20 protein-coding genes are annotated in these 25,202 nt (G+C 36.2%); 10 read left to right on the forward strand and 10 right to left on the reverse strand.

The window, feature by feature from the left end:
- Positions 1-6: 6 nt before the first annotated feature.
- Complete coding sequence (locus tag JST55_08715; GenBank protein MBS1493579.1) at positions 7-1,827, reverse strand: hypothetical protein; 1,821 nt, start codon at positions 1,825-1,827, stop codon at positions 7-9.
- 59 nt (positions 1,828-1,886) lie between these two features.
- Here JST55_08715 and JST55_08720 point away from each other — a divergent pair, with 59 nt between their 5' ends.
- Entirely contained in the window at positions 1,887-3,050 is a 1,164-nt protein-coding gene (locus JST55_08720; protein ID MBS1493580.1) for an NAD(P)/FAD-dependent oxidoreductase, read from the forward strand.
- Positions 3,051-3,271: 221 nt separating this feature from the next.
- Here JST55_08720 and JST55_08725 read toward each other — a convergent pair whose 3' ends face one another.
- Positions 3,272-3,790, reverse strand: a complete 519-nt coding sequence (locus JST55_08725; GenBank protein ID MBS1493581.1) for an NADH-quinone oxidoreductase subunit J — start codon at positions 3,788-3,790, stop codon at positions 3,272-3,274.
- A 338-nt stretch (positions 3,791-4,128) separates the two neighbouring features.
- Between JST55_08725 and JST55_08730 the strand changes: the two genes are divergently transcribed.
- From JST55_08730 to JST55_08755, 6 genes are all read left to right on the forward strand, one after another.
- Positions 4,129-5,802 carry a tetratricopeptide repeat protein gene (locus JST55_08730; protein ID MBS1493582.1) on the forward strand — a complete coding sequence of 558 codons (1,674 nt, stop codon included), beginning with the start codon at positions 4,129-4,131 and terminating at the stop codon, positions 5,800-5,802.
- Positions 5,803-5,839: 37 nt separating this feature from the next.
- Complete coding sequence (gene trxB / locus JST55_08735) at positions 5,840-6,787, forward strand: thioredoxin-disulfide reductase (GenBank protein ID MBS1493583.1); 948 nt, start codon at positions 5,840-5,842, stop codon at positions 6,785-6,787.
- Positions 6,788-6,789: 2 nt separating this feature from the next.
- A complete protein-coding gene (locus tag JST55_08740) occupies positions 6,790-7,335 on the forward strand; it encodes a hypothetical protein (protein ID MBS1493584.1) in 546 nt (181 codons plus the stop codon).
- On the forward strand, positions 7,328-7,585 hold the full coding sequence (locus JST55_08745) for a hypothetical protein (GenBank protein ID MBS1493585.1): 258 nt from the start codon (positions 7,328-7,330) through the stop codon (positions 7,583-7,585). The genes JST55_08740 and JST55_08745 overlap by 8 nt, the downstream gene beginning before the upstream one ends.
- A gap of 34 nt (positions 7,586-7,619) precedes the next feature.
- The gene (locus tag JST55_08750; protein ID MBS1493586.1) at positions 7,620-8,807 is read left to right on the forward strand and encodes a homogentisate 1,2-dioxygenase; all 1,188 of its coding nucleotides are present in this window, start codon (positions 7,620-7,622) and stop codon (positions 8,805-8,807) included.
- A gap of 251 nt (positions 8,808-9,058) precedes the next feature.
- Positions 9,059-10,714, forward strand: a complete 1,656-nt coding sequence (locus JST55_08755; GenBank protein ID MBS1493587.1) for an SBBP repeat-containing protein — start codon at positions 9,059-9,061, stop codon at positions 10,712-10,714.
- 61 nt (positions 10,715-10,775) lie between these two features.
- Here the strand turns inward: JST55_08755 and JST55_08760 are convergent, their stop codons facing one another.
- Genes JST55_08760 through JST55_08775 form a run of 4 tightly spaced genes read right to left on the reverse strand, consistent with a single transcriptional unit; the run spans position 10,776 to position 12,090 of the window.
- Positions 10,776-11,075, reverse strand: a complete 300-nt coding sequence (locus tag JST55_08760) for a hypothetical protein (GenBank protein ID MBS1493588.1) — start codon at positions 11,073-11,075, stop codon at positions 10,776-10,778.
- On the reverse strand, positions 11,075-11,365 hold the full coding sequence (locus JST55_08765; GenBank protein MBS1493589.1) for a hypothetical protein: 291 nt from the start codon (positions 11,363-11,365) through the stop codon (positions 11,075-11,077). Before JST55_08765 ends, JST55_08760 begins: the two co-directional genes overlap by 1 nt.
- 50 nt (positions 11,366-11,415) lie before the next feature.
- A complete protein-coding gene (locus tag JST55_08770) occupies positions 11,416-11,712 on the reverse strand; it encodes a hypothetical protein (GenBank protein ID MBS1493590.1) in 297 nt (98 codons plus the stop codon).
- A 12-nt stretch (positions 11,713-11,724) separates the two neighbouring features.
- Complete coding sequence (locus tag JST55_08775) at positions 11,725-12,090, reverse strand: hypothetical protein (protein MBS1493591.1); 366 nt, start codon at positions 12,088-12,090, stop codon at positions 11,725-11,727.
- A gap of 475 nt (positions 12,091-12,565) precedes the next feature.
- Here JST55_08775 and JST55_08780 point away from each other — a divergent pair, with 475 nt between their 5' ends.
- Positions 12,566-14,200, forward strand: a complete 1,635-nt coding sequence (locus tag JST55_08780; protein MBS1493592.1) for a (2Fe-2S)-binding protein — start codon at positions 12,566-12,568, stop codon at positions 14,198-14,200.
- Positions 14,201-14,261: 61 nt separating this feature from the next.
- On the opposite strand, the gene JST55_08785 is transcribed toward JST55_08780, so the two are convergent.
- The 4 genes from JST55_08785 to typA form a co-directional block, all read right to left on the reverse strand.
- Entirely contained in the window at positions 14,262-14,693 is a 432-nt protein-coding gene (locus tag JST55_08785) for an NUDIX hydrolase (GenBank protein MBS1493593.1), read from the reverse strand.
- Between the two features lie 10 nt (positions 14,694-14,703).
- Positions 14,704-16,410: a M3 family oligoendopeptidase gene (locus tag JST55_08790; GenBank protein MBS1493594.1), complete on the reverse strand. Its 1,707-nt coding sequence runs from the start codon at positions 16,408-16,410 to the stop codon at positions 14,704-14,706.
- Positions 16,411-16,456: 46 nt separating this feature from the next.
- Positions 16,457-18,496, reverse strand: coding sequence for an aminopeptidase (locus JST55_08795; protein MBS1493595.1), 2,040 nt, complete (start codon positions 18,494-18,496; stop codon positions 16,457-16,459).
- 62 nt (positions 18,497-18,558) lie between these two features.
- A complete protein-coding gene (typA, locus tag JST55_08800) occupies positions 18,559-20,403 on the reverse strand; it encodes a translational GTPase TypA (protein MBS1493596.1) in 1,845 nt (614 codons plus the stop codon).
- A 957-nt stretch (positions 20,404-21,360) separates the two neighbouring features.
- Here typA and JST55_08805 point away from each other — a divergent pair.
- Both JST55_08805 and JST55_08810 read left to right on the forward strand, forming a co-directional pair.
- Positions 21,361-23,280: an ABC transporter ATP-binding protein gene (locus tag JST55_08805; protein ID MBS1493597.1), complete on the forward strand. Its 1,920-nt coding sequence runs from the start codon at positions 21,361-21,363 to the stop codon at positions 23,278-23,280.
- A gap of 58 nt (positions 23,281-23,338) precedes the next feature.
- The gene (locus tag JST55_08810) at positions 23,339-25,165 is read left to right on the forward strand and encodes an ABC transporter ATP-binding protein (GenBank protein ID MBS1493598.1); all 1,827 of its coding nucleotides are present in this window, start codon (positions 23,339-23,341) and stop codon (positions 25,163-25,165) included.
- Positions 25,166-25,202: the final 37 nt, after the last annotated feature.

The raw sequence follows: 25,202 nt of genomic DNA on the forward strand, positions 1-25,202 counted from the left end.
CGAATTTTATAATTCAATATTAAGTCCGCCAAGTTTCATTATCCTCAGGGCGTTAGTGGTCGGACAGGGGCCTGAGTAAATTTTGTAATCAAAAACCATCATATTACCAACAATTTCCTCTTTAAAATGCATATTCCTGATAACATCAAATTCCTTGCCAAGATTTACCAGCTCAAGGTCGTGTGTAGAAATTGCCCCGCAGCCGTTTTTGCCGATAAGCGACTTAATATACTCCCTGCTTCCGATTAACCTTTCACGATTGTTTGTCCCTTTAAAAATTTCATCTACAAGAAAAAACAAAGGCGGCTCGTCGTATTTTAAGATGTTATCATAAATTGATTTAAGACGCTGAACCTCCGAGTAAAAATAAGAAAGACCTTCGTTGAGACTATCGCTTATTTTTATGCATGTGAAAATTCTGTAGATGGAAGTGGAAAAATATTCACAACAAACGGGGGCTCCGCTGAATGCCAGACACAGATTAATGCCGAGTGTTTTCAGAAAAGTGCTTTTACCGGACATATTTGAACCTGTTATTATTATAATCTCATTATTTATGATTGAAAAGTCATTAGAAATTCTTTTCTCATAAGAAAGCAGCGGATGACCTAAGCTTTTTGCTTCAAGTTTTGAATTCTTCTCTTTTGAAATTTCAGGGAAAGAAAATTCAGGATTTGTATATCCGTACTCTGCCAGTGAAATCAATCCTTCAAATTCGTAAAGTTTTTCTAACCATACAGGCAGAACAGTTTTTAATACTTCTTTCTGCTTTGCAAGCTGATTTGAAAGAAAAACATCGTAAGGAATAATTGAGTTTGCAAGGAAACGGAATATTGCATTCTCCCTGAAGCTCAGTAAATTTATTAAGCGGTTTATTTTTTTAGAGAACGTTACAGGATTCGTTTCTTTATTATGAAACGGCTCGAGAAATTTTTGCAGCTCGGGACTGTTGCTGAAATCGGTTTTGGAGATAATTTCGAAAACATTGTACGCTTTCAGATATTCGTCAAAAATAATTTCCGAGGGTCCTATTATCAGTTTAATATTTTTTTCCTGTAACCCGTAGATAATTAATACGAGCAGATACCCTCCCACCCAGTAAGATGGAGTTATATTGTAAAAGTTTAATATGAAGAAAACTATATTGAACAACGAAACGAGTGAATAAAAGAACAGAACGAAATTAGAAATTTTTAAAGTGGAATCTTTCTCAAGCCAGTTGATAAGCTGCGTGCCTTCAAATTCGTTTTGCTTTAAGTAAGAAAATCTGAGAAATAATTTTTCGCGGAAGCTTTTGAAAGGAATTAACTCACGAACAATGCTTTGTCTGAAAGTCAGCTCGTTAAAATCTTTTAAAGGATTAAGCAGCCATGATTTTAATTTTATGTAGCCTTCTTTTGAAAAAGTGCTGTTTAAGATTCTTAGCAATGAATACTGCCCGGTGATATCTAAGTCAATCTCGAAAGGATGATGCGAGTCGCGGTATTCTTTTTTTGCTTCGGGAATATTCTCCCATTGTAAATTCATCTTTGCAAGTCGTACACTCTTTATCTTAATCCATTTTTTTGCTTTATCTATAGAGTGAATTACTTTGCTCTGCCGCGCTGCCAGGATTGAGAATAGAGCCAAATCAAGAATAATAACAACCCAGCCTGTAAGAGTGCTGATATAATTGAATGCAACAAATGCCAGCGCAACGCCTGCAATAATTGTGATGAGACGGTAGTAAGAAAGAGAATTACTTTTCTTATTTAAAAAGTTTATTCTTTCCGTTAGTTTGTTGATTATCTTTTCTTCGTGAACAAGAATTTCATTTCGTGTTGTCATTGCGGAAAATTACCTATTTCTTTAAAAAATTATAATAGTAATATAATTGCTGGAAAACATTGAATAGTTATGATGTAATAATTATCGGCGGCGGGGCAGCGGGACTTTTCTGTGCTTCTGAAGCAGGCAAAAGAAAAAAACGCGTATTAGTAATAGAGCACGAAGAGAAAGTCGGCAAGAAAATCCTCATCTCCGGAGGTGGCAGATGTAACTTTACAAATATGTACGCCTCACCTGAAAATTATATTTCACAAAATCCTCACTTCTGCAAATCTGCACTTGCAAGATACACTCAGCACGATTTTATTGAGTTAGTTGAAAGTTATAAAATATCTTATCACGAAAAAAAGTTAGGACAGCTTTTTTGTGACAGCACCTCGCGTCAGATTGTCGAAATGTTACTTGAGGAATGCAGCAAGTCAGACGTTCATGTAAAAGTAAACTGCAGCGTAAAATCACTCGATAAGAAAAATAACTTTATAGTTAAGACAAACCTTGGTGATTTTGAATCGGGAAGTGTGGTAATTGCATCAGGCGGACTATCAATCCCCAAGATGGGAGCGACATCATTCGGATATAAAATTGCTAAACAGTTTGGAATAAATTTAACAGAAACAAAACCGGCGCTCGTTCCGCTTTTGCTATCAAAAGAAGATTTGAACAAGTTCAGATTTTTAAGCGGAGTTTCGATTGATACGATTGTTTCAAACAATGAAATAAGCTTCAGGGAAAATATTTTGTTTACTCATAAAGGGCTCAGCGGTCCCGCTATTCTGCAAATATCTTCTTATCTGAAGGAGAATGAAGAAATAAAAATTGATTTAATTCCGGATAGAAATCTTGATGAAATTAAAAATTCAAAAGAGAAAATAGAATTAAAAACGTATTTGAAAAATTTCTTTGCCGAGAGATTTACTCAAGTGTTGAACGAAAATTATATTCCATCTAAACCTTTGTATCAGCTTAACGAAAAAGAAATTGATAACATAAATCATTTACTCAAAAATTTTGTGTTGAAGCCTGTGGGAGATGAAGGATACGAGAAAGCGGAAGTAACATTGGGGGGAGTAGATACAAATGAGCTTTCCTCAAAGACCATGATGGCAAAGAAGGCAGAAGGATTGTTTTTTATTGGGGAAGTCGTGGATGTAACAGGCTGGCTCGGTGGATATAATTTCCAATGGGCGTGGTCAAGCGGGTATGCAGCCGCAACAAATATTTAGATAATTACTATTTATTTTACCGCTAAGATGCAAAGTTCTGATACAATGAACGCAAAGATATTTTAAAATATTATAAATTTTATCTTCATTTGTTCTGCGTTTCTTTGCAGAAATTTTTCGCTTATTTGCGGTTAAATTCAGAATAAAGTTTTCAGTAAACAAAAAAGCCTGTCAGAAAAATCTAACAGGCTTTTATACTTATAAAATTATTTTAAAACCTTTTATTCAAATTTCTTTTTAGCAAGCACCACTGCTCCGATAATTCCTACAATAAGCAGGAATGAGGCGAGCTCAAAAGGAAGCGAGTAAGTGGTGGTCAGCTCTTTTCCAAGAGATTCTGCTGTACCGAGACCGAGTGCGCTTTCGCTTATCTTGTCAAATTTTCCGTAAAATCCTGCAAACACCGTAAATCCAAGCAAACACATTAATAATAAAGAAAGCAGAATAGCAGTCAGTTTTTTGAATCCAAGCACTTCCGACATTTTTCTTTCGTCACCCAGGTTCAGAAGCATAATTACGAACAGAAATAAAACCATGATGGCGCCCATGTATACAAGCACCTGAATAATGGCAATAAACTGAGCTCTGAGCAGTAGATAAATTCCTGATGTGGTGAAGAAATTTAAAATTAAAAACAGCGCGCTGTTAATCGGGCTTTTGCGGGTTATCATCATAACAGCTGAAAAAACAGCAAGTATTCCGAGTCCCCAAAACAGAAAAGTTTCTAATGTAAATGGCATAAAGAATAGTAAAGTGTAAATATACTCTTTCTAAAATAAAATTGTAATTACAAATTTTGGGTGAATTTTTATGAGAAATTTATTTGTTTAAACGCAAAGAGCGCAAAAATTATCGCAAAGTCCGCGAAGAGAATAAATAATTTGAAGAGTATTAATAATTTAAAAAGCGTTATTTTTGATTCTGTATTACTTTGCGTGCTTAGCGTAAACTTTGCGTTCTTCGCGTTTAAACCTGAGTGCGGGTTACCAAAGGAATTTTACCGCAATAAAATCCGTTGTAATTACTGCAATTCATTATTCGTTGAATATGCCAATCATTAAAAGTATTTTTATTTCGTATGCCTAAAAAACTCGCCCTTATTTTTTTATTTCTTCTTGCAGTTACAGATGTTTTCGCTGTGAATGTTTCCGGAGATACTACAAACGGAAAAAGAAAAGCTGAAGCCCTCTTTATAGAAGGAAAGACCCTCGAGCTTAAAAATAATTATCTCGGCGCAATTGAGGATTATAAAACAGCTCTTCAATATGATAAAGCCCCCGGAATATATTATGCTCTGGGAAATCTGTATTATTTTCTCGGAAAATATGAAGACGCTTTGACTTATACAAAGAAAGCAGTTGATATAGACCCGAATGAAACTGAGTATCTTGAGCGGCTCTCTTCTATATATATAGGCTTAAGCGACTATCCGAAGGCAGCTGAAATATTTGAAAAAATAATTACTGTTGATTCGAATTATACATACGGACTTTATACTCTTGCGCGGTTGTATCAGGAAATGAAGATGCCATCAAAGGCGATAACGATTTACGAAAGAATAACCGATAAGATCGGCTACGACTACGAAGTGCTGAGAAAGATGTACGATATTTATGTCGGATTTAAGGAGATGGATAAGGCAACTGAAACACTTGAGGCAATTTTAAAATTAAATCCGTTTAACTCGGAAATAAAGGGATTACTTGCTGCGCATTACAGGGAAATTGGCAGACTTGATGAAGCGGAAAAATTATATGAAGAAGTATTTGCTATAAGCCCCAAAGATAAAAATATTCAGGCAGAGCTTATAAAAATTTATTTTCAGAAGAATGATAACGATAAAGGATTTCAGAAATTCAGCCAGCTTCTCGGAAAGGATTCATTAGACTTCTATGAAAAGGTACAGGTCGGCGAAGTTTATTACAGACTGATCAACAACGATAAAGGCGCATTAGATATTACGACAAACATTTTTACAAGTCTGAACAATGAATATCCCGGCGAGTGGATTCCTTATTACTACCTCGGCGCAATTGATTTAATAAATCAGAATGAAGGCGCTTATCAGGAGAAGTTCAATAAGGCTATGCAGTACGGCGATACTGCAAGACAGGTTTTTTTACTCGTGGGTGTTTCATATTTTCAGAAGAACAAAATGCAGGATGCAAAAACTGCACTGGTAAAAGGACTTGAGAGATTCCCGAACGATTTTGATTTTTTAAATCTGCTTGGCAATATAGAGCAGACTTTAGGCAATGCATCAAATGCATTAACATATTATGAGAAGGCGAACGAACAAAATCCGGAAGATGTAAATAACTTAGTCGCTCTTGCAGGATTGTATGAGACATTCAAGCGATACAAAGAATCAAACGCTGCCTACGAAAAAGTTTTAAGTATTGATCCTGATAACGCATTGGCTTTAAACAACTATGCTTATTATTTATCAGTAAGAGGCGAGAGACTCGATTACGCAATGAAGATGTCTAAGAAGTCACTGGAAAATAATGGTGACAACGCTTCATACCTTGATACATACGGATGGATATTGTTTAAGCTCGGAAAAAATGAAGAGGCAAGAGATTATATACTGAAGTCACTGAAGGTAAACGGCAACTCAGCAGTTGTGAATGACCACCTGGGTGACATCTACGATGCACTTGGCGACAGGCCAAATGCAATGAAGTACTGGAAGAAGGCGTACGAACTTGCGCCGGATAATCAGGAATTCAAAAATAAGATTTCAAAATAATTTTTATAAATATAAAATATTCAAAATAATTTAACCTATGTCTAACCACCACAAAGTAATAATAATAGGTTCGGGACCGGCAGGATTTACTGCCGCATTATATACAGCACGGGCAAATTTAAATCCTATAATATTCGAAGGTCATCAGCCGGGCGGGCAACTGATGATAACAACTGAAGTTGAAAATTTTCCGGGTTTTGAACACGGAATACAGGGACCGGAACTGATGGATGTAATGAGAAAACAAGTACACAGGTTCGGAGCGAAATCGATTTATAAATTTATTACTAAAGTAGATTTTAATGTAAGGCCGTTTGTGCTTACAACAGATGATAACGATACTTATACAGCAGATACAGTGATTGTTGCTACAGGTGCTACAGCAAAATTGCTTGGACTTGAAAGCGAACATAAATTCATGGGATACGGAGTTTCTGCATGCGCTACGTGTGACGGATTCTTTTTCAGAAATCAAAGAGTGATAGTTGTCGGCGCAGGTGATACTGCAATGGAAGAAGCAAACTATCTTACAAGGCATGCATCGGAAGTCACAATTATTCACAGAAGCCAGAATTTCCGCGCATCAAAGATTATGCTTGATAGAGTAAAAGAAAATCCGAAAGTAAAATTTATCACCGATACAGTTATAGATGAAGTTGTAGGAACGGAAGAAGATTTTAAGAAAACAGTAACGGGAGTAAAATTAAAAAATGTTGTTACAGGCGAGATAACTGATTATCCCGTAGAGGGAGTGTTTATTGCAATCGGTCATAAGCCGAACACAGATATCTTCAAAGGAATTTTAGATATGGATGATGTAGGTTATCTGATTACAAAGAAGACAAGCTCAGAGACAAATATTCCCGGAGTGTTTGCATGCGGCGATGCGCAGGACAGCATTTACAGACAGGCAGTTACCGCCGCAGGCACAGGCTGCATGGCAGCAATTGATGCTGAAAGATATTTAGAAGCGAACCATAAGTAGAAATGGAAACTTCTCAGCTAATAGTATTACAGGATGTCGCTGATAAGTTAACTTCTATTGGAGTCGATTATATGCTGACCGGTTCTATGGCAGGATTTATTTATGCAATGCCAAGAATGACCAGAGATATAGATATTGTTATTAAAATTTTTCATACAAATAAGGAAAAAATAATCAACGCCTTTAAGAATGATTATGGAGTCTCCGAGGAAGATATTGATTTTGCTCTTCAACATAATCTGATGTTCAATTTTTTTCATAAGGGTACAAAAGCAAAAGTTGATTTTATTGTTCAAAAAAGAACTGAGTACAGATTGAATGAGTTTGACAGAAGAAAGTTCTTTGAGTCTGAAACCTATAAGGGGTATGTTGTTTCTAAGGAAGATTTGATTATTTCTAAGGTTGAATGGGCTAAAGATTCATTTTCTGAGCAGCAAAAAATTGATATTAAATATTTGCTGCAAACAGGTGTTGATGAACAATACCTTCGCCATTGGTTAAGTGAATTAAACTTATCAGAAATTTTTAATAAGTTAGCATATGAATGACACATTACCGCACATACAGAAACGATATGAGGATATGATCATGGAATTACCATGGGAAAAGCGACTTGAAATGGGAGCAGAAATGTTCGATACAGGTTTAGCTTTATTGAGAATGGGTTTACCAGATGGACTTACTGAAAAAGAAAAAGAATTAGAGATTTTTAAAAGAATGTATCAGCCGGATTTCAATTCTGAAAAACTTGAAAAATGGATGAAGATGTACAAAGAATATTTAGATTCAATCGAATAAGTTATTATTAATTACAAATTATTAATTATATAAAATGCCTTTCTATCATAAGCTGGGAAAATTCCCGCAAAAAAGACATACACAGTTCCGTCAGCCCGACGGCTCTTTGTATAAAGAAGAATTGTTTTCTACTATAGGCTTTGATAGCATTTACTCAAATGCTTATCACATAAATTCTCCCGCTAAAATAAACGGTGTAGAAGATAAAGTAGAAGTGTTTCATATTGAAGAATGGGAAAACGCTCCGCTAAAACCGTATCACTTCAAAACAAAACCGCTTACACCAGAAAGCGATATCATCTATGGCAGAAAGCCCGTGATGTATAACAACGATGTTATAATGAGCATGTGTCTTCCTGCATCGCAGCCCGATGCATTTTTTAAAAATGCATTGTATGATGAAGTTTATTTTGTGCATGAAGGCGAAGGAACACTTGAAACTCAGTTAGGATTTATGAAATTCAGAAGAGGAGATTATATTGTTATTCCAAGAGGAATAATTTATAAATTTAATTATACAACTCAGCCGAGACTTTTAATATTTGAATCTAACGGACCGGTTGAAACTCCGCGCAGATACAGAAATCATTTCGGACAGCTTCTTGAACACTCTCCTTATTGCGAGAGAGATATCAGAGTTCCCGAAGAGATGGTTACAATAGATGAGAAGGGTGACTTTGTAATTAAGATTAAAAAAGGAAAACAGATGACGGCTATTCATTATGATTTCCATCCTTTCGATGTTGTCGGTTATGACGGATATTACTTCCCTTGGATTTTCAACATAGAAGATTTTATGCCTATCACAGGTAAAATTCATATGCCGCCGCCTATTCATCAGACTTTCCATGCGCCGGGATTTGTAATCTGTTCGTTCTGCCCGCGACTTCTTGATTATCATCCGCTTGCTGTACCGATTCCTTACAATCACAGTAACATTGATTCAGATGAAATGCTTTATTATGTTGACGGAAATTTTTCAAGCAGAAAAGGTGTTGAGTATGCTTCAATAAGTCTGCACCCCAACGGTATTCCGCACGGCCCGCATCCCGGAACTGTTGATGCTGCATTGGGCAAAACAGAAACTCTTGAAACTGCTGTTATGATGGATACGTTCAGACCGTTAAAGCTTACAAACTTTGCAAAAGACTGGAGCGCTGAAGAATATTACTTAAGCTGGAGAGAAGCAGAGCCGAGTGAACTGATTAACGAAGGACAGTAAATATAATTTTCATATTATTATACTAAAGGCGGTTTCATTTAATGATGCCGCCTTTTTTGTTGTCATATATTTTAAAACCCCATTCTATTATACTAAAATATTAATACTTATTTAAGTTGACAATGTAGTTTTATTTAATTAAGTTATAATAAGAAAAAAAACATTATTCATATCTCTACAATTCTTCTAAACAACTCCGGAATCTTGAACAAATAATATACCTCCTTCAAATTAAACTACAAGGAGTAACTATGTTGTCAAAAAAATGTTTCAAGTATTTTTTACTGTACATTCAAAAAATTCTTATAAGCCTTTCATTCTTAATTACACTTACTCAAATTGTCTGTGCTCAGGTTAACCAGGAATGGGTCAGTCTTTATGACAGAACCGGAAACGGAAACTTAGGAATTATTGCAATGAAAACTGATAACGCCGGAAATATTTACATTACCGGAGCAACTTATTTTACTCAATTCAGTCCGGACTATGTAACTATAAAATATAATTCTGCAGGTGTTCAACAGTGGACTGCTACGTATAACGGCCCGGGAAATTTCAATGATGAACCGTCCTCTATAGCTATTGACTTAGCAGGTAATGTATATGTTACGGGTGGAAGTTATGGGAATAACTCTAATTATGATTATGCAACTATTAAATATAATTCAAGCGGCGTTGAACAATGGGTTGCAAGATACAACGGATCCGGCAATAATATAGATGAGGCAACCTCGATAGCTGTGGATAATAGCGGAAGTGTTTATGTTACAGGTTGGAGCAGGGGAAGTAATTCTAATGATGATTATGTTACAATTAAATATAATTCTTCAGGTGTTCAGCAATGGGTCGCCTTATATAATGGTCCTGCTAATAGTAGTGATCAGGCGTCAAGTCTTATAGTAGATCAATCAGGAAATATATATGTTACAGGAGGAAGTGTTACTTCGGGAAAATTTGTAGATTGTGTGACCATTAAATATAACTCAGCGGGTGTTCAGCAATGGAGAGCTGTTTATGATGGAGCAGTAAATCAACCGGAAACGGGAAAATTTGTAGGACTGGACATAGCAGGAAATGTGTATGTAACGGGTTCAAGTTTTGATACAACTACCGGTCCAGATATTTTAACTATTAAATACAATAGTTCAGGAATTGAACAATGGGTAAGAAAATATAATAGAACCGGAAATATGATAGACGAAGCTGCGGGGATGGTAGTTGATGGCTTGGGAAATACCTATATTACAGGAAATAGCGTTGATGATTACATTACTCTCAAATATAATTCGGCAGGCGTTCAGCAATGGGCTTCATTTTATAATGGAACCGGAAACTTTATAGATGAAGCTAAGTCGATAGCTACTGATAAAATCGGGAATGTATATGTTACGGGCGAAAGCCTGTTAACAGGCTCAACATCAGAGTTTGCTACACTTAAATATAATTCCAACGGAACTCAGCAATGGATTAAAAAATATTCAGGAACAGGAATGTTTTTTAATAGAGTGCCCATCCTAAGTGCTGATACCTCCGGAAATGTAGTGATTTCAGGAATAAGTAATGGAATAAATAATAGCTCATATTATACGACCATAAAGTATTCTCAGTTTGTAGGGATATCGCCGGTTTCGTCGAATCTACCTTCCGGATTCTCATTATCGCAAAACTATCCTAACCCGTTCAATCCTTCAACTAAAATAAATTTTTCGTTACCGTTCAAGACATTAGTTAAATTATCTGTCTTTAATTCACTTGGTAAGGAAGTAAGTTCTTTGGTAAACGAAAATCTACCCGCAGGAAATTATGAATATCAGTTTAATGCAGAAAATTATCCCAGTGGAATATTTTTTTACAAGCTTGAAACTGAAAGTTTTACAGAAACAAGGAAAATGATTTTGTTAAAATAATTTAATATCGGGGTGTAAATCAAAATCTAACCTGAGAGGATTAAAATCCTTTCAGGTTTTTTTATTTATCAGAGGCAAAAGCAAGTCCTACACCTTTAAGTGCATTTTCAAGTTTGGGAATTGTGCTTGGTCCGAAACCGTGAAGCTTTAACAAATCTTTCTTAGAGTATTTTGAAAGTATTTTAAGAGTTGTAATCTTCTCTCTTTCAAGTGCTCTTCTTGCAGGCGCACTGATAGTAGATAAAAATCCTTCCTTAGGCTTCTTTTCTTTTTCACATATGGGGCAAACAGGGCAGTCACTGCTTTTATAATAAGTGTGTCCTTTACTGCATATTCTTTTATTCTTTGATTCCTGTTTCATTATTTTCGGAAAAAAGTTACTCTGTAATTTTTTATTTCAACCGAAATTATTCCTGCTTTTACGGCGGGGTCGCTATAAATCATTTCTTCAGCTTCTTCACGTGTATCGGCTTCCCATACACTTACTCCCATACTGCGGTCTTCGCAGGGACCTGCAATTAAAACTTTTCCTTCGTTAAATTTCTGCTCAAGATAAAGAAAATGATCGCTCATTAACTCCTGCTCGCGTTCAGTCATTTCGTTGATGGTCCAGTCATTGAGGGGTCTGATAATTCTCAGAAAGTGCGGCATGTTTGTAAATTAAATTTTATGCGGCTGTACAGGAATATGTGAAAGAATATTTATTTTGAATTACGCCACAATGAAACTCTGTAATCTTTTATTTCAAGAGTTACAATTCCTGCTTTTACTGCGGGGTCATTGTTTCCGATTTCCTCGGCTTCTTCGGGTGTATCCGTCTCAAGTATTCCTATGCCCATGGTAGTATCAACGCAGGGACCGACCATCATAACTTTTCCTTCATCAAATTTTTGCTTGAGGTAAGCGAAATGCTCTCCCATAAGTCTTCCTTCTTCTTCCGTGAAGTTGCCTGTGCTCCAGTCGTTTACAGGTTTTATTAAATATAAAAAGTGGGGCATGATGTTTTTCAATTAAAATTGAAGAATGTTTGAAACAACTCTTTTGAACTCTGATGCTTCCATTATACTATCACAGCCAGCCTTAAAAACTTCATCACGGTTTATCTCTCTGCTATAAAAGCAGAGTATTTTTTTCTTTTTAGAGAGCTCATTGCTTCTCACATTTCTGATAAGCCCAAGCGGCTCAGTTTTTGTAAAATCCAGGTCTAAAAAAATTGTATCTAAGTTCTGGTCAGTTGAGTTTTTTTCTATAACTGCTAAGTTATCGGAGATTATTAACTCTACCTGTACATTCAGTTTTGTAAGTGTGAGAGCGGAGATGCGCACGTATTCGGATATCTCTCTGTTATCCGTTACGAGTAAAATTTTTCTTGTCATATTCATAGCATGAATTTACCTATATTTCATCCCTATAAAAATAAAAATATATTTCCCAATTCGCGGCAAAAGCAGAATGTATTGTGTCAAGAAATATTTTTTTTGCAGCCACTACTAATAGGGAGGATATTCTTTGAAAAAAGTTTTTAACTTTGTATTTTGTGTAAGTTCTTTCTTATAGAATAAAATTTTTTCTCAGCAAAATTTACCGACTGGATCTATTCTAAATTATATAAATTAAACGAAATATCCGGTATTAATAAATCAATAATTTGACTCAGAACTTACGAGGGGGCGTAAGTTTCACCTTATGTTTTTACATTATTTATAACTCACAAAATTTTTTTATAAATATCTGAACAGGATTAAAAAAGTGGAAAATAATGACGGGAATTCTGAATTGAAAAACCCTCTAAATAATACTAACTTAAAACCACTAAAAAATCGATAAAATTTTCTTCATTTTTATACCAATATGCCTAAATTAACAATTGATAATCAGGAAATAGAGTTTAAACCGGGACAGACTATAATAGAAGCTGCGCGTCAGGCCGCAATTGATATTCCACATTTTTGCTGGCACCCTGCGCTTTCGGTTTCAGGAAACTGCCGTATTTGTTTAGTTGAAGTTGAAAAAATGCCGAAGCTTGTGATTGCATGCTCTACTCCCGCCACTGACGGAATGGTTGTGCACACAAAATCAGAAAAAACTATTCACGGACAAAATGCCGTAATGGAATTTCTTCTGATAAACCATCCGCTTGATTGTCCTATCTGTGATGAGGCAGGCGAGTGTAAGCTTCAGGATTATGCTTATAAATATTCTGTAGGAACCTCACGCTATGATGAAGAAAAAAATCATAAAGAGAAAAGAGTTTCACTAGGACCGAATGTAATGTTCGATGCAGAAAGATGTATATCATGCTCACGCTGCATAAGATACTGCGATGAAGTTGTAAAAAATCCACAGCTCACTTTTGTTCAAAGAGGCGAGCACGTTACGATTGAAACTTTCCCCGGAAAAGAGCTTGATAATCCTTACTCAATGAATGTGATTGAGATCTGTCCTGTAGGAGCGTTGACTTCAAAGGAATTCAGATTCAAAGCAAGAGTATGGGATATGTCGTTCACAGATACAGTATGCCCGGGCTGCGCAAGAGGATGTAACACAAGAATGGGTGTAAGAAATAATCAGGTGCTCAGAATTGAGCCGCGCGAAAATTTAGGAGTGAATGACTACTGGTTATGCGATTACGGAAGACTTGAAACAATAAAAGATATAAACAACAAAGATTTAAGAGTTAACTCTCCAATGTTAAGAACCGATTCCGCCAATGAATTACTTGCTGTTGACTGGGATGAAGCAGTTTCACATTCGCTATCAGAATTAAAAAAATATCAGAGTTCAGAGATTTTATTCTTAGCTTCTCCGTACTCAACACTTGAAGATAATTATGCATTAAAGAAATTTGCAAAGGACGTATTTGGTTCAGAAAATATTTTTTACATTCCGAACATTGATGAAAAATTCGGGGATGATATGCTGAAGAAATCAGATATGACTCCGAACTCAAACGGATTAAAGTTACTCGGAATAAATCCTATAGGCGGCAATGCTTCATCTGCAAAAGCAGTTGTAGTTTTAAATGATGATTTAAAAAGATTAGCGGGAGCTGCAAACTTTGAAACAATAATTGAACTGGCTTCTTATAAATCAGAACAGGCGAATACAAAAGTAGTAATGCCTGTCTCGACCTATGCAGAAATTAACGGAACGTTTGTAAACTTCCAGAACAGAGTTCAGAGAATAAGACCTGCAGTTGCTTCACTTGAGCAGGAAAGACTGCCGGGTGAATTCTCTATGTCACGCTTAGATAAATTCGGCGCGCATAACGACAGATGGACTCACGGCACAAGATTCAATTCAAGACCGGGATGGAAAGTAATTAAGCAGCTTGCAAAGGCATTCGGCAGCAGCTTCGCTTTTGAAAATTCAGAGGAAGTATTTATGGAGCTTGCCAATACAATAGAAGGTATGAACGGTTATGATTATGATTCAGTAGGTCATGAAGGTGTGGTAGTCGGTTCAACTCCGCTTGTAACAGCATAAGATTTTTTATTAAAGTTATATAGATGTATAAAAGAAAAGGCGGGTGATTAACCCGCCTTCTTTATTTTCTGTTTGAAAGTATTGTCTGAAGCGTCCACTTAGCCCATCCGTGATGGGAGATTTCCTTGTCAGGGGGCAAAACATTTACATCGAACCAATTAAGTTCGGCAATATTATCTCCTGGCTTAAAATCATAATTCTCACCTGTATAAACATAATGAAAAATCACATGCCAGCTTTTATCCATACCTGTGAATGATTCGACGTGGTCAATCTTAACGGATTCAGTTTCAATTCCCAGCTGCTCTTTCAAGATTCGAATTGCAGCATCATCGGGGTGTTCACCTGTGTTAATCAAATCATCGGGAATAAACCATCCCTGCTGTCCATTGTAGTTATCTGAGTTTTTGTATTGTACCAGTACAGTTTTGTTGTTAGATGACTCTCCCGATAAAATTGTAACGTCGGCAACAAGTTTGATTTTTTGCTCCATAGAAATTTATTTATAATGCTGTATCATCCACTGAATCAAGATAAGCAATGATTGGCTTGATAGCTTTCTTCACTGTATCTTTTTTGAATGGTGATTCAAGGTTTGCATATTTTAATAAATCTAAAAAGGACTGGCTTCCGCCTGCTTTGCAAAGCTTAATGTAATCTTTAAGCGCAGCTGTGTTTTCTTTTTTTGAACCTGCGTTAACTTTTTTCCAGAACTGAAATGCGCATACCTGAGCTAAACCGTAATCAATGTAGTAAAAAGGTTTTTCGTAGATATGTCTTTGCTGCTGCCAGTATCTTCCTTCTTCAAGGAAAGCATTATCATCGTAATCTTTGTTCGGTAAATATTTGCGCTCAATCTCTCTCCACTTTGCATTACGCTCTGCAGGAGTTACGTTAACGTTTTCATAAACCCAGTGCTGGAATTCATCCACTGAAACACAGTAAGGTAAAAATTCAAGCGACCTGACCAAATGAAAATATTTGAATTTATCTGTATCTTCTTTAAAGAATAAATCCATCCAGTCCCATGTAATAAACTCCATACTCATAGAATGGATTTCACATGCTTCTAAAGTTGGATTTAAGTATTCGGGTATTTCAAAGTCCCTGCTTGAGTATGCCTGAAATGCATGACCGGCTTCATGGGTAAGAACTCTTATATCGTCTTCAGTTCCATTGAAATTTGAAAATATGAACGGGCTGCCGAACAACTTTAAGAATGTACAATATCCACCAACTGCTTTACCTTTTTTGTTTTCAAGGTCCATCAATTCACTTGAGTACATCAGCTGAAAAAATTCTCCGGTCTCAGGTGAAAGTTCTTCATACATCTTTAAAGTACTATCAAGAGTTTCCTGTAATGTTCCTTTTGGAGTAGCGTTACCGGTCGGGAAGTGAATGCTCTCATCGTAATAATGAAGTTTATCCAGTCCAAGTCTTTTCTCCTGTTTTTCTCTGAGCTTCTGAGTTACAGGAACAATTGTTTCCAGAATTTGTTTTCTGTATGCTGCAACATCGTCTGCATTGTAATCAGTTCTTCTGAGATTTGTATACGCCAGCTCTATATAATTTTTATAACCGAGCTTCTTTGCCATAGCATCACGGACTTTTACTAAATCGTCATATATTCTGTCGAACTTCTCCGTATTATCTTTAAAGAAACTCCATTTAGCTTCAGAGGCTTTTTTTCTCATGGCTCTATCTTTAGATGTTGTGAAAGGTCCGAATCCTGATAGGTTCCTTTCTTCACCTTCAAACATAATTTTTGCAGAAGCCATCAGCTGTTTGTATTCAGTGGTAAGGTCGCTGGCTTTTATCATATCACTCTGAATTTCAGGAGAGAATGTTTTAATTGCTGCTTCGGCGAGATTAAATAAGTGCTTGCCGATTTTCTCTTCGAGTTTCTTTCTGAACTTGGAATTTAAAAGAATTTTATAAAATCTTGTATCGTAATCTTTAAGTAACGGCATCACAGAGTCCAGAAATTTTCTTTCATTCTGATAAAATTCATCGTTGGTATTAATTGTATATCTTACATTCGCAAGTCTTCCCATTGTATCGAATTCATCTCGCAAAATATTTATTTCATGTAATGCTTCTACCTGTGCTTCGAGGTTCATTGCATTTTCAAGTTTTATCAGCTGGTTGTCAAAATGCTCTTTGTATTTTTCTATATCCGGTCTCTGGTAAGTAAAGTCTTTAAATTTCATAGGTAAATGTAATTAGAATAGATTCTGTTATTAAATATTATTTAGATTAATTTAAAAGCGCATGGTTTAATTCTTCCGTGCCCTCTACGACAAATATTCCGTCTTTAATTATATAATTTCTTGTTCCGTCTTTTTGAACTGATGCAATGTACTCAATGCTTTCATAAGGTAACGTCATATCGGTGTGAACGTTAGTATATGCCTGCATGATATCTTCTTTTCTCAAGATAGATTTTTCATTATCTTTTGCAATCATTTCTTTATGATCAATAACGTTGTAAACTTTGTGGTCTTCCTGCCACATGAAGCATGTATCACCAATGGCAAAGTGCGGTCCCATTTTTTCAATGATAAGAATAGGAAGGATATTAAGTATATCAAATTCTTTAGCAAGTTTGTAAGCTACAGTATTAGTTCCGATAGCAAATTCTCCTATAGGAAGTGTTTTATGCGGGAAGAGTAAATTCTCTTCAACAAATTTTTTGTTCTCTTCTTCGTTATCAAAATTTGTGCAGCTGTATTCTTCGATGAATCCGTCTTTGAATTTTAATCTTAAGTTTTCAAACTTCAGACTTCTTAAGAAGATTTCTTCAAAGTGAAGTATTCCATTTGTTCCGCTGAGTTTAGGAGATGTGAAAACTTCTCCAACCGGAATATTCTTATCGGCTCCGATATTTAAGAAGTTTGTTTCCTTCTCAGGATTTTTTAATTCATGCATGCTTACGCGAATAAACGTCTCATTGTTATCTTTTCCTTTTACTTCTACATATTCAGCAGTATCAAGAACATCTATAATATTTTTCTGAATTCTTTCCTGGTGGTCTGTATCCATCATGTTGATTTCTACAATGCCGTCGAATATCTTTTCAAAATCTTTACCGATTTCAGGAGAAGGCAGCGAAACAGCTGTAAAGCTTGTTTCGTTTGACCTCACATATTTATCCATGCTTGCTCTGAAATTCGTAACGAAAGTTCTGAACAACTTTGTCTTTTCTCCGTCAAGTTTTATTGTAGAAGGTTTGTTTACAGGTGCAAATGGTTTCTCACCGAACCTGTCGAACATAATTACACCTGAAAATTCGCTCAGCAAATCCTTAACGGATTCTGATGCGCTTTCATATGCTCTTTTATTGTTCTCTATATATTCTTCAGTGAGATATAGTGCAATATCAAATCTGTGATCATAACGGTACTGTTTATTTGAAGATGTTGTCTGTATACTTGAAAGAAGAGCAGTCAGGTTATTTTTCTCCAGCTCTTTAATTATTTCAACAGATAGTCTTTCCATTCCGATATTTGAAATGTAGTTGACAGTCTTCTTCTTTGATAAATCTTTTTCTTCGAGTTCAAATCCGCGCAGGTAAGCTTTTACAATTGAATGCGCCTGAGCTTTTATCTTTTCATCGGGATATTCTAATAAGTGCTGAGCAGTTTTTATTTCGTTATCCGTAATGTGTTTGCCGTATCTGAATAAATATCTTAAGTCAGAAAAATCACTCTGAGAAAAAATATCTCTCAAAGGATTCATTTCCGGGTCGTATTCCTGATTCAAATTGAATTTATAATTCTCAGTCTTATCGTTTGTTTCGGGTGAAGTCATCACAGCATATAATTCATCATAAGAGAAATTATCTTTTAATAAAATTTCTGCTGCCTTTATAAATACTGAGTTGTATTTGTGAAGCTGAAGCAGCCTGTGCTCAAATGCGTACTCTATGTATAATTTGAAATAGGTAGAAAAGAAAGTAATAAGCTGTCCTGTCTTCACACCGAAAGTATTAACTGCAAACTGAGGATTAACATAGCTGCACACGTAATTATCAGGGTGAAGATCCGAATACAGGTCTTTATTTATTTCGTAAAGTTCATCGAAGCTTTTTTCTGTAAAATATTTTTCGTCTTTTATGTCTTCCTCAAGCTTTGCTATTTTTAATATCCAGCTGCTTATAGTATTAACATAAGCTTCATATTCATTTTTTCTTCCGGAAGTTTTTGAGTTTAGTCCGGAAATCTTATCTAATGTTTCAAGATAGCCGCCCCTTATTGCTTCGTTTTTTTTAGTATATTCTTCTTTGTATTCAGACATATGTTAATTTCTTTTGATTACCTTATTTTTGTTTACCGTATTAAATTTGTTTTTGTTGCGTTTTACTCTATAGGATTTGCAAATGCTTTTCCTCTCATTGTGTGTCTCTTCTGAGATGATAAAACAAGTTTTCTCAATCTTATATTTTCAGGTGTAACTTCAATAATCTCATCGTCTTTAATGAACTCAATTGCTTTTTCAAGGGACATTGGAATTACCGGAGTAAGGATCATGCTTTCATCTTTTCCCGATGCTCTCATATTTGAAAGCTTCTTTCCTTTTGTTGCATTCACGTCTAAATCGTTATCTCTGTTATGTTCACCGACAATCATACCTTCGTAAACCTGAGCATTCGGAACTACGAATAATGTTCCGCGCGGCTCAAGATTGTACAGTGAGTATGAAAGCGCAACTCCGTCTCTGTCTGAAACGAGTGAACCTGTTAATCTTGTCTGGAAATCTCCTCTGTATTCTTCGTATCCCTGCAGATAAGAATTCATTAATCCCGTACCTTTTGTATCGGTAAGGAATTCGTTTCTGTATCCGATAAGTGAACGTGAAGGGATAGAGAATTCAATTCTCACTCTACCTGTTCCGTGATTAACTAAGTTAATCATTCTTCCTTTTTTGCGAGAAAGCTTTTCGGAAACTATTCCGATAAACTCTTCATCGCAGTCGATGAATAAATGTTCGATTGGCTCTAGAGTTTTTCCATCCTGTTTTCTGAAAATAACCTGAGGTCTTCCAACGCTAAGCTCATATCCTTCTCTTCTCATAGTTTCGATTAAGATAACCATCTGAAACTCGCCTCTTCCTTTTACGATAAAGCTTTCGCCGTCTTCGGAATCTTCGACTTTTAATGCAACGTTTCTTAATGTTTCTTTATGAAGTCTTTCTTTAATTTTATTTCCCTGTACAATTTTTCCTTCTCTTCCAGAGAGAGGTGAAGTGTTCAATGAGAATTTCATTGAGATAGTCGGCTCATCTATTGCAATTCTTTTTAATGCCTTCGGACTTTCCTTTGTACAAATCGTATCGCCGATATGAACATCTTCAATACCCGCTATGATAATAATATCACCCGGATCTGCCTGCTGAATATCGCCGTACTTCACGCCTTCATAAGCCTGAATTTTTGTAACTCTTAAATTCTTTGCTTCACCCGCTTCATTGAGACATACCATTTCCTGATTTCCTTTTACTGTACCGTTAACAACTTTACCAATAGCAAGTCTTCCCAGAAATTCCGAGTAACTTAAGTCAGCAACCAACATCTGGAACGGCTCATTTTCATCGTACATAGGTCCGGGAATCTGGTCAATGATAGTCTCAAACAAAACTGAAAGGTCTTTGCCCGGTTCTTCCAAAGTTTTCTGAGCAATTCCTTCTCTTCCGATTGCATACAAAACAGGAAATTCAATCTGCTCTTCAGTTGCGTCAAGGTCGATGAATAAGTCGTAAACTTCGTTCAATACTTCCTGCGGACGCGCATCTTTTCTATCGATTTTGTTTACTACAACTATAATCTTTAATCCGCCTTCGAGGGCTTTTTTCAATACGAATCTTGTCTGCGGCAATGGACCTTCTGATGAATCGACAAGAAGCACTACTCCGTCAACCATCATAAGAGCTCTTTCAACTTCGCCCCCGAAGTCTGCGTGGCCCGGAGTATCAAGAATGTTGATTTTTGTATCTCCCCATTTTACAGAGCAGTTTTTTGCAGCAATAGTAATACCTCTTTCTCTTTCGAGGTCCATATTATCCATAAGTCTGTCTTCAACTTCCTGGTTTTCTCTGAACATACCGCTTTGTCTGAACATATGGTCAACAAGCGTAGTCTTTCCGTGGTCAACGTGAGCTATAATAGCTATATTTCTAAGGTTTTTGTTTTGTGTTAAGTTTTTCATTAAATGAATTTATTTATATAAAAGTCTGATTGTTGTTCGCAAGATGCTCCCTGAATTTCCAACTTTACCAACGGGGGTATAAAAGCGGTAATATTTATAACGGGGAAAAAATGGATATTTAAGTTACCTAATTTATGCCTTAACATAAATGTAATTTCTTCCCCTTTTCACTGCAAATTAAGAGGGAAAATGGGTCTTTTTTGAATACAAAATGTTATTGTTTAGGAACACAGATAATTATGATTTTTATGATGACACAGATTTTTTAATATTATTCGGTTTGAATTAACCCCATCCTTCAGGATGGGGACCAGTACACAAACAAATAGAGCCCCCTCCTTACTAAGGAGGGGGAAGGGGGTGGTTAACAATTAAATTTAGCGCAATCATTTTGGTTATCAAGTGCCGATACTCATGCGTCAGAATTTACACCTAAATTTTATGATTCAAACCGCCCCCTCAGTCCCCCTCCTTCGTAAGGAGGGGGAAGCAGTATAAGAAAATTTTCTGTGACACCATAAAAATCATAGCTATCTGTGTTCCTTATAATCATAAAAAATTAAGGTCATTTTGCAACTTTTACCTATGAAATTCGTTCATATAAAATGAAAGTCTCGCGCTAAAATCTCCTGCTGTTTGACATTACCAAAAAAAATTTATATTTTTGTAAACCATGAAAATCTAAATCACGGAGATATTACTTTTCAAAAATGACAAAAAATAATTTACATATTATCTCAATGTTTGTAGCAGTCGCCCCGCAAGGATGCGATAGAGCGCAAAGTCCGTGGTTTAAGAGGAGGAATTTAGTCAGCTAAATTCAGAACATACCCAACAAGTTTAAACCGCGGCATTTGAAAAAAGTGACCGCGGTTTTTTTTTACCCTCCGCGGCACAACAAGACAAAATACGATTTCTAACTATATTTTATAACAGTAGTTTAAATTCATAAGTTTTATGGAAAACCTGAAAAGACTTTTCGGAATTCTTGGCAAATGGAAGGGATATTATATTCTTTCAGGGCTGCTTCTTATTCTTTCAACACTCATAAGAATGCTCGAACCCAAAGTTTTGCAAATCACAGTTGATAAGCTCGTGCTTTTATTGCAAGGGGCAAACGGAAACATAAAGGTCTCCGGAGATTCAATTTCAAAATATTTATTTGATCTGCTTCCGAAAATGACCGGCAATAATGTTGTGAACGTTCTGATGACTATTGCCGGAATATTTTTAATTCTTTCTTTTTTCCGCGCAGCGTTCTGGTTTATATCAAGCACGATAACGGCTTCTTCAACTGAGAATGCAATTAAAGAGCTGAAGGATAAATTGTTCACGCACATTCAGTTTCTGCCGATGACTTATCATTCGCAGATATCAACAGGACAGCTTATTCAGCGATGTACCGGTGACGTGGAAACAATCAGAAAATTTGCCTCGATGCAGGTAGTTGAAGCTTTAAGAATGGCAGTGTTGTTTATCGGGGCGTTTGTAATGATGCTTTATATCAACGTTCCTTTTGCATTCATAGCAATAGCGCTTTGCCCCCTGATAATTATAGGCGCAATTTTCTTCTTCAAAAAAGAAATGTTCATCTGGGATGAACACGAAAAAAGGCAGGACAAGCTTGCAGTAACTGTGCAGGAAAATTTATCAGGCATCAGAGTTGTAAAAGCATTTGCTAAAGAAAAATTTGAGATTGATAAATTCACTGAGCAGAACGAAGAGAAAAGACAATGGGGATTTAAGCTGCTTAAGCTTCACTCCTACTTCTGGCCTTATTCAGATATTGTAATGTACACTCAGCTTGCAATATGTATTTTCATGGGGGGATATTACACTCTTAACGGAATTATTTCAGTCGGTGAGCTTACGGCATTCTACACTTATTCAATGTTTGTTATCTGGCCTTTAAGAAGACTCGGCCAGCTTGTTAGTGAAATGGGAATGACATCGGTTGCAATCGACAGAATTTATTCGATACTCGGAAGCATCCGTGAAGAAGATAACGGTGAAATAAAAGAAGCTGAAAAATTAAAAGGCGAGATAGTTTTTGAGAACGTTACTTTTAATTATGAAGGGCACGATAAGAGTGCGCTCGAAAATATTTCGTTTACTGTGAAACCCGGAGAGAAAGTTGCGTTGCTCGGTCCTACGGGAGCAGGGAAATCAACAATAATCTCACTGCTTGTAAGATTCTTTGATATTCAGAAGGGAAAAATTCTTTTAGACGGCAAAGATATTAAAAGCTATACGAAAGAATTACTTAGAAAAAGAATCGGAGTTGTGTTACAAAAGCCGTTCTTGTTCTCGACTTCGATAAAAGAGAACATTGCATACGGCAACAGAGATGCAGAGACAGAGGACATTATTGACTCTGCAAAAACTGCAAGCATACATGAAATTATCAACGATATTTTTCCTGATGCTTATAAGACTGTCATAGGAGAAAAAGGAATAAATCTCTCCGGCGGTCAGAAGCAGAGAGTGACGATTGCGAGAACATTGCTAACTAAACCTGATATACTTGTGCTTGACGATTCTACTTCAGCAGTTGATACTGAAACTGAATATGAAATCCGCCATGCGCTTGATAAAAAAATGAAAGGCAAAACAACTTTCGTTATCACACACAGGATTAACGCAGCAATGGACTGCGATAAAATAATCGTTCTGAACAAAGGTCATATTGTTGAGATGGGAAATCACGAAGAGCTGATAAAAAATAACGGCTTCTATAAAAAGATACATGATATACAAATCACACTTGAAGAAGATATCACAGATGAAATAGAAGCAATAAAAGAAGACAAAGATGACGATAATGATATTGATGAATTTGACGGACGACAGGAAAAACTTGAAACAGAATTAGTATAAAATTATTTATTACTTGTCCTGCTTTAGCAGGATTCTTTACTAATTATTAATTGATAAAATGAGTAAGCTTAAAGAAGTTAAGTTTGAGAAAAAGGAATCGATATTTCCTTTTCTATTCAGGATGTTAAAATACAGCATGCGCTACAGGAAGAATCTGTATTTATTTATTTTCTTCGTTATGTTAGTAGCAGGCATTGAGGCGCTTTTTCCTATAGTATGGATGAAATTTCTGGACACTGTAATAGTGCCGGGGATTGAAAGTCACAACGGCGGGAATCCGTTTGATAACTCAGGCCTCGTAAAATTTTTTGGGATATATATGCTTTTAGCATTATGCTTATCTACCTTCGTTCATTTATTTATAAAGAACTGTGGGAAGATACAGGAAAATGTTATGTTCGATATAAGACAGGATATATTCAGAAAATTTCAGGAGCTTTCATTTTCATACTACGATAAATCTGCCGTAGGCTGGCTGATGACGAGAATTACCTCCGATACTATCAAAGTAACGGAACTTATCTCATGGAACTTCATCGAAGTTGTCTGGGGAACATTTATGATAATCTTCTGCCTTACTGCAATGTTCATTTACAACTGGAAACTTGCAATGATAGTAGCAGTTACAATTCCCGTGCTTGTACTGGTATCTACTAAGATAAGAGAGCTGATATTAAAATATTCCAGAGAGTCAAGAATGTATAACTCTATCATCACAGCCGCATACAATGAGCACATTAACGGAGTAGAAGTAAATAAATCTCTTGTGCAGGAAGAAGTAGCAAGCAGGGAGTTTGAAAAGCTTTCACAAAAAATGAAAGTTGCTTCATACAAATCTGCTTACTACAATGCAATGTTTCTGCCATTGGTAATATTTATCGGTTCGATAGCAGCTGCGCTGATAATTTACTATGGAGGATTCATGGTTCTAACTCCTGAGTCAGGCGTAACGGTTGGTATACTTGCAGCATTCTTCGGATATGCTACATTAATATACGAGCCGATTACAGACCTCTCAAGATTTTATTCACAGGCGCAGGCATGTATGTCTGCAGGTGAAAGAATTTTCACTTTGCTTGATACAAAGCCGGAGATTCTTGACAGAAAAGATTCGAAAGAATTTGAAAGAATTAACGGTGAGATTGAATTTGAGAACGTTACTTTCTACTATGAAAAAGATAAGCCGGTTCTTGAAAGCATCGATTTAAAAATCAAAGCCGGACAGTCAGTCGCACTTGTCGGTGAAACAGGAGGAGGAAAATCTACATTCATTAATCTGATATGCAGATTTTACGAGCCTAAAGGTGGTAAAATAAAAATTGACGGAATAGATTATATGGATATGACTGTGGAAAGTCTGCGAAGCCAGCTTGGTGTAGTATTGCAAACTCCGCATTTATTCTCAGGCACAATTCGCGAGAATATTCAATACGGAAGAGAACTTGCAAGCGAAGCAGAAATAATCGAAGCATTGCGCTTAGCAGGCGGAGAGGAATTTGCAGATAAGCTTGATGAAGATGTCGGCGAAGCAGGCGAGAATTTATCACTCGGTGAAAAGCAGCTGATATCTTTTGCAAGGGCAATACTTGCCAATCCGAGAATTTTTATAATGGATGAAGCGACATCATCGGTTGATACTTTGACGGAAGCAAAAATCCAGAACGGTATTCACGGAATTATGGAAGGCAGAACGTCGCTTATAATTGCTCACAGACTTTCCACAATTAAGAACTGCGATAGAATTCTCGTGGTGAAAAAAGGAAAGATAGTAGAAGACGGAACGCATAGAGAGCTAATGAAAAAGAAAGGTTATTACTATCAGCTTTATACAAAGCAATTGCGTGATGAAAAGGAAAAGGAATTTGAAATGCAGGAACAACAATAATACACATCTACAATAAACTAATTCGCACCCTTCCTGC

It is taken from the genome of Bacteroidota bacterium (assembly GCA_018266835.1).
GTDB lineage: Bacteria > Bacteroidota > Ignavibacteria > Tepidaquicellales > Tepidaquicellaceae > JAFDZO01.

What these genes read in the sequence shown, in the direction of transcription:
- JST55_08770 (MBS1493590.1), bottom strand. Translation starts at nt 11,712, where the DNA reads ATGCCCCACTTTTTATATTTAATAAAACCTGTAAACGACTGGAGCACA.
- JST55_08750 (MBS1493586.1), top strand. Translation starts at nt 7,620, where the DNA reads ATGCCTTTCTATCATAAGCTGGGAAAATTCCCGCAAAAAAGACATACA.
- trxB (MBS1493583.1), top strand. Translation starts at nt 5,840, where the DNA reads ATGTCTAACCACCACAAAGTAATAATAATAGGTTCGGGACCGGCAGGA.
- JST55_08725 (MBS1493581.1), bottom strand. Translation starts at nt 3,790, where the DNA reads ATGCCATTTACATTAGAAACTTTTCTGTTTTGGGGACTCGGAATACTT.
- JST55_08755 (MBS1493587.1), top strand. Translation starts at nt 9,059, where the DNA reads ATGTTGTCAAAAAAATGTTTCAAGTATTTTTTACTGTACATTCAAAAA.
- JST55_08765 (MBS1493589.1), bottom strand. Translation starts at nt 11,365, where the DNA reads ATGCCGCACTTTCTGAGAATTATCAGACCCCTCAATGACTGGACCATC.
- JST55_08795 (MBS1493595.1), bottom strand. Translation starts at nt 18,496, where the DNA reads ATGTCTGAATACAAAGAAGAATATACTAAAAAAAACGAAGCAATAAGG.
- JST55_08740 (MBS1493584.1), top strand. Translation starts at nt 6,790, where the DNA reads ATGGAAACTTCTCAGCTAATAGTATTACAGGATGTCGCTGATAAGTTA.
- JST55_08760 (MBS1493588.1), bottom strand. Translation starts at nt 11,075, where the DNA reads ATGAAACAGGAATCAAAGAATAAAAGAATATGCAGTAAAGGACACACT.
- JST55_08715 (MBS1493579.1), bottom strand. Translation starts at nt 1,827, where the DNA reads ATGACAACACGAAATGAAATTCTTGTTCACGAAGAAAAGATAATCAAC.
- JST55_08810 (MBS1493598.1), top strand. Translation starts at nt 23,339, where the DNA reads ATGAGTAAGCTTAAAGAAGTTAAGTTTGAGAAAAAGGAATCGATATTT.
- JST55_08780 (MBS1493592.1), top strand. Translation starts at nt 12,566, where the DNA reads ATGCCTAAATTAACAATTGATAATCAGGAAATAGAGTTTAAACCGGGA.
- JST55_08745 (MBS1493585.1), top strand. Translation starts at nt 7,328, where the DNA reads ATGAATGACACATTACCGCACATACAGAAACGATATGAGGATATGATC.
- JST55_08805 (MBS1493597.1), top strand. Translation starts at nt 21,361, where the DNA reads ATGGAAAACCTGAAAAGACTTTTCGGAATTCTTGGCAAATGGAAGGGA.
- JST55_08730 (MBS1493582.1), top strand. Translation starts at nt 4,129, where the DNA reads ATGCCTAAAAAACTCGCCCTTATTTTTTTATTTCTTCTTGCAGTTACA.
- JST55_08775 (MBS1493591.1), bottom strand. Translation starts at nt 12,090, where the DNA reads ATGACAAGAAAAATTTTACTCGTAACGGATAACAGAGAGATATCCGAA.
- JST55_08790 (MBS1493594.1), bottom strand. Translation starts at nt 16,410, where the DNA reads ATGAAATTTAAAGACTTTACTTACCAGAGACCGGATATAGAAAAATAC.
- typA (MBS1493596.1), bottom strand. Translation starts at nt 20,403, where the DNA reads ATGAAAAACTTAACACAAAACAAAAACCTTAGAAATATAGCTATTATA.
- JST55_08785 (MBS1493593.1), bottom strand. Translation starts at nt 14,693, where the DNA reads ATGGAGCAAAAAATCAAACTTGTTGCCGACGTTACAATTTTATCGGGA.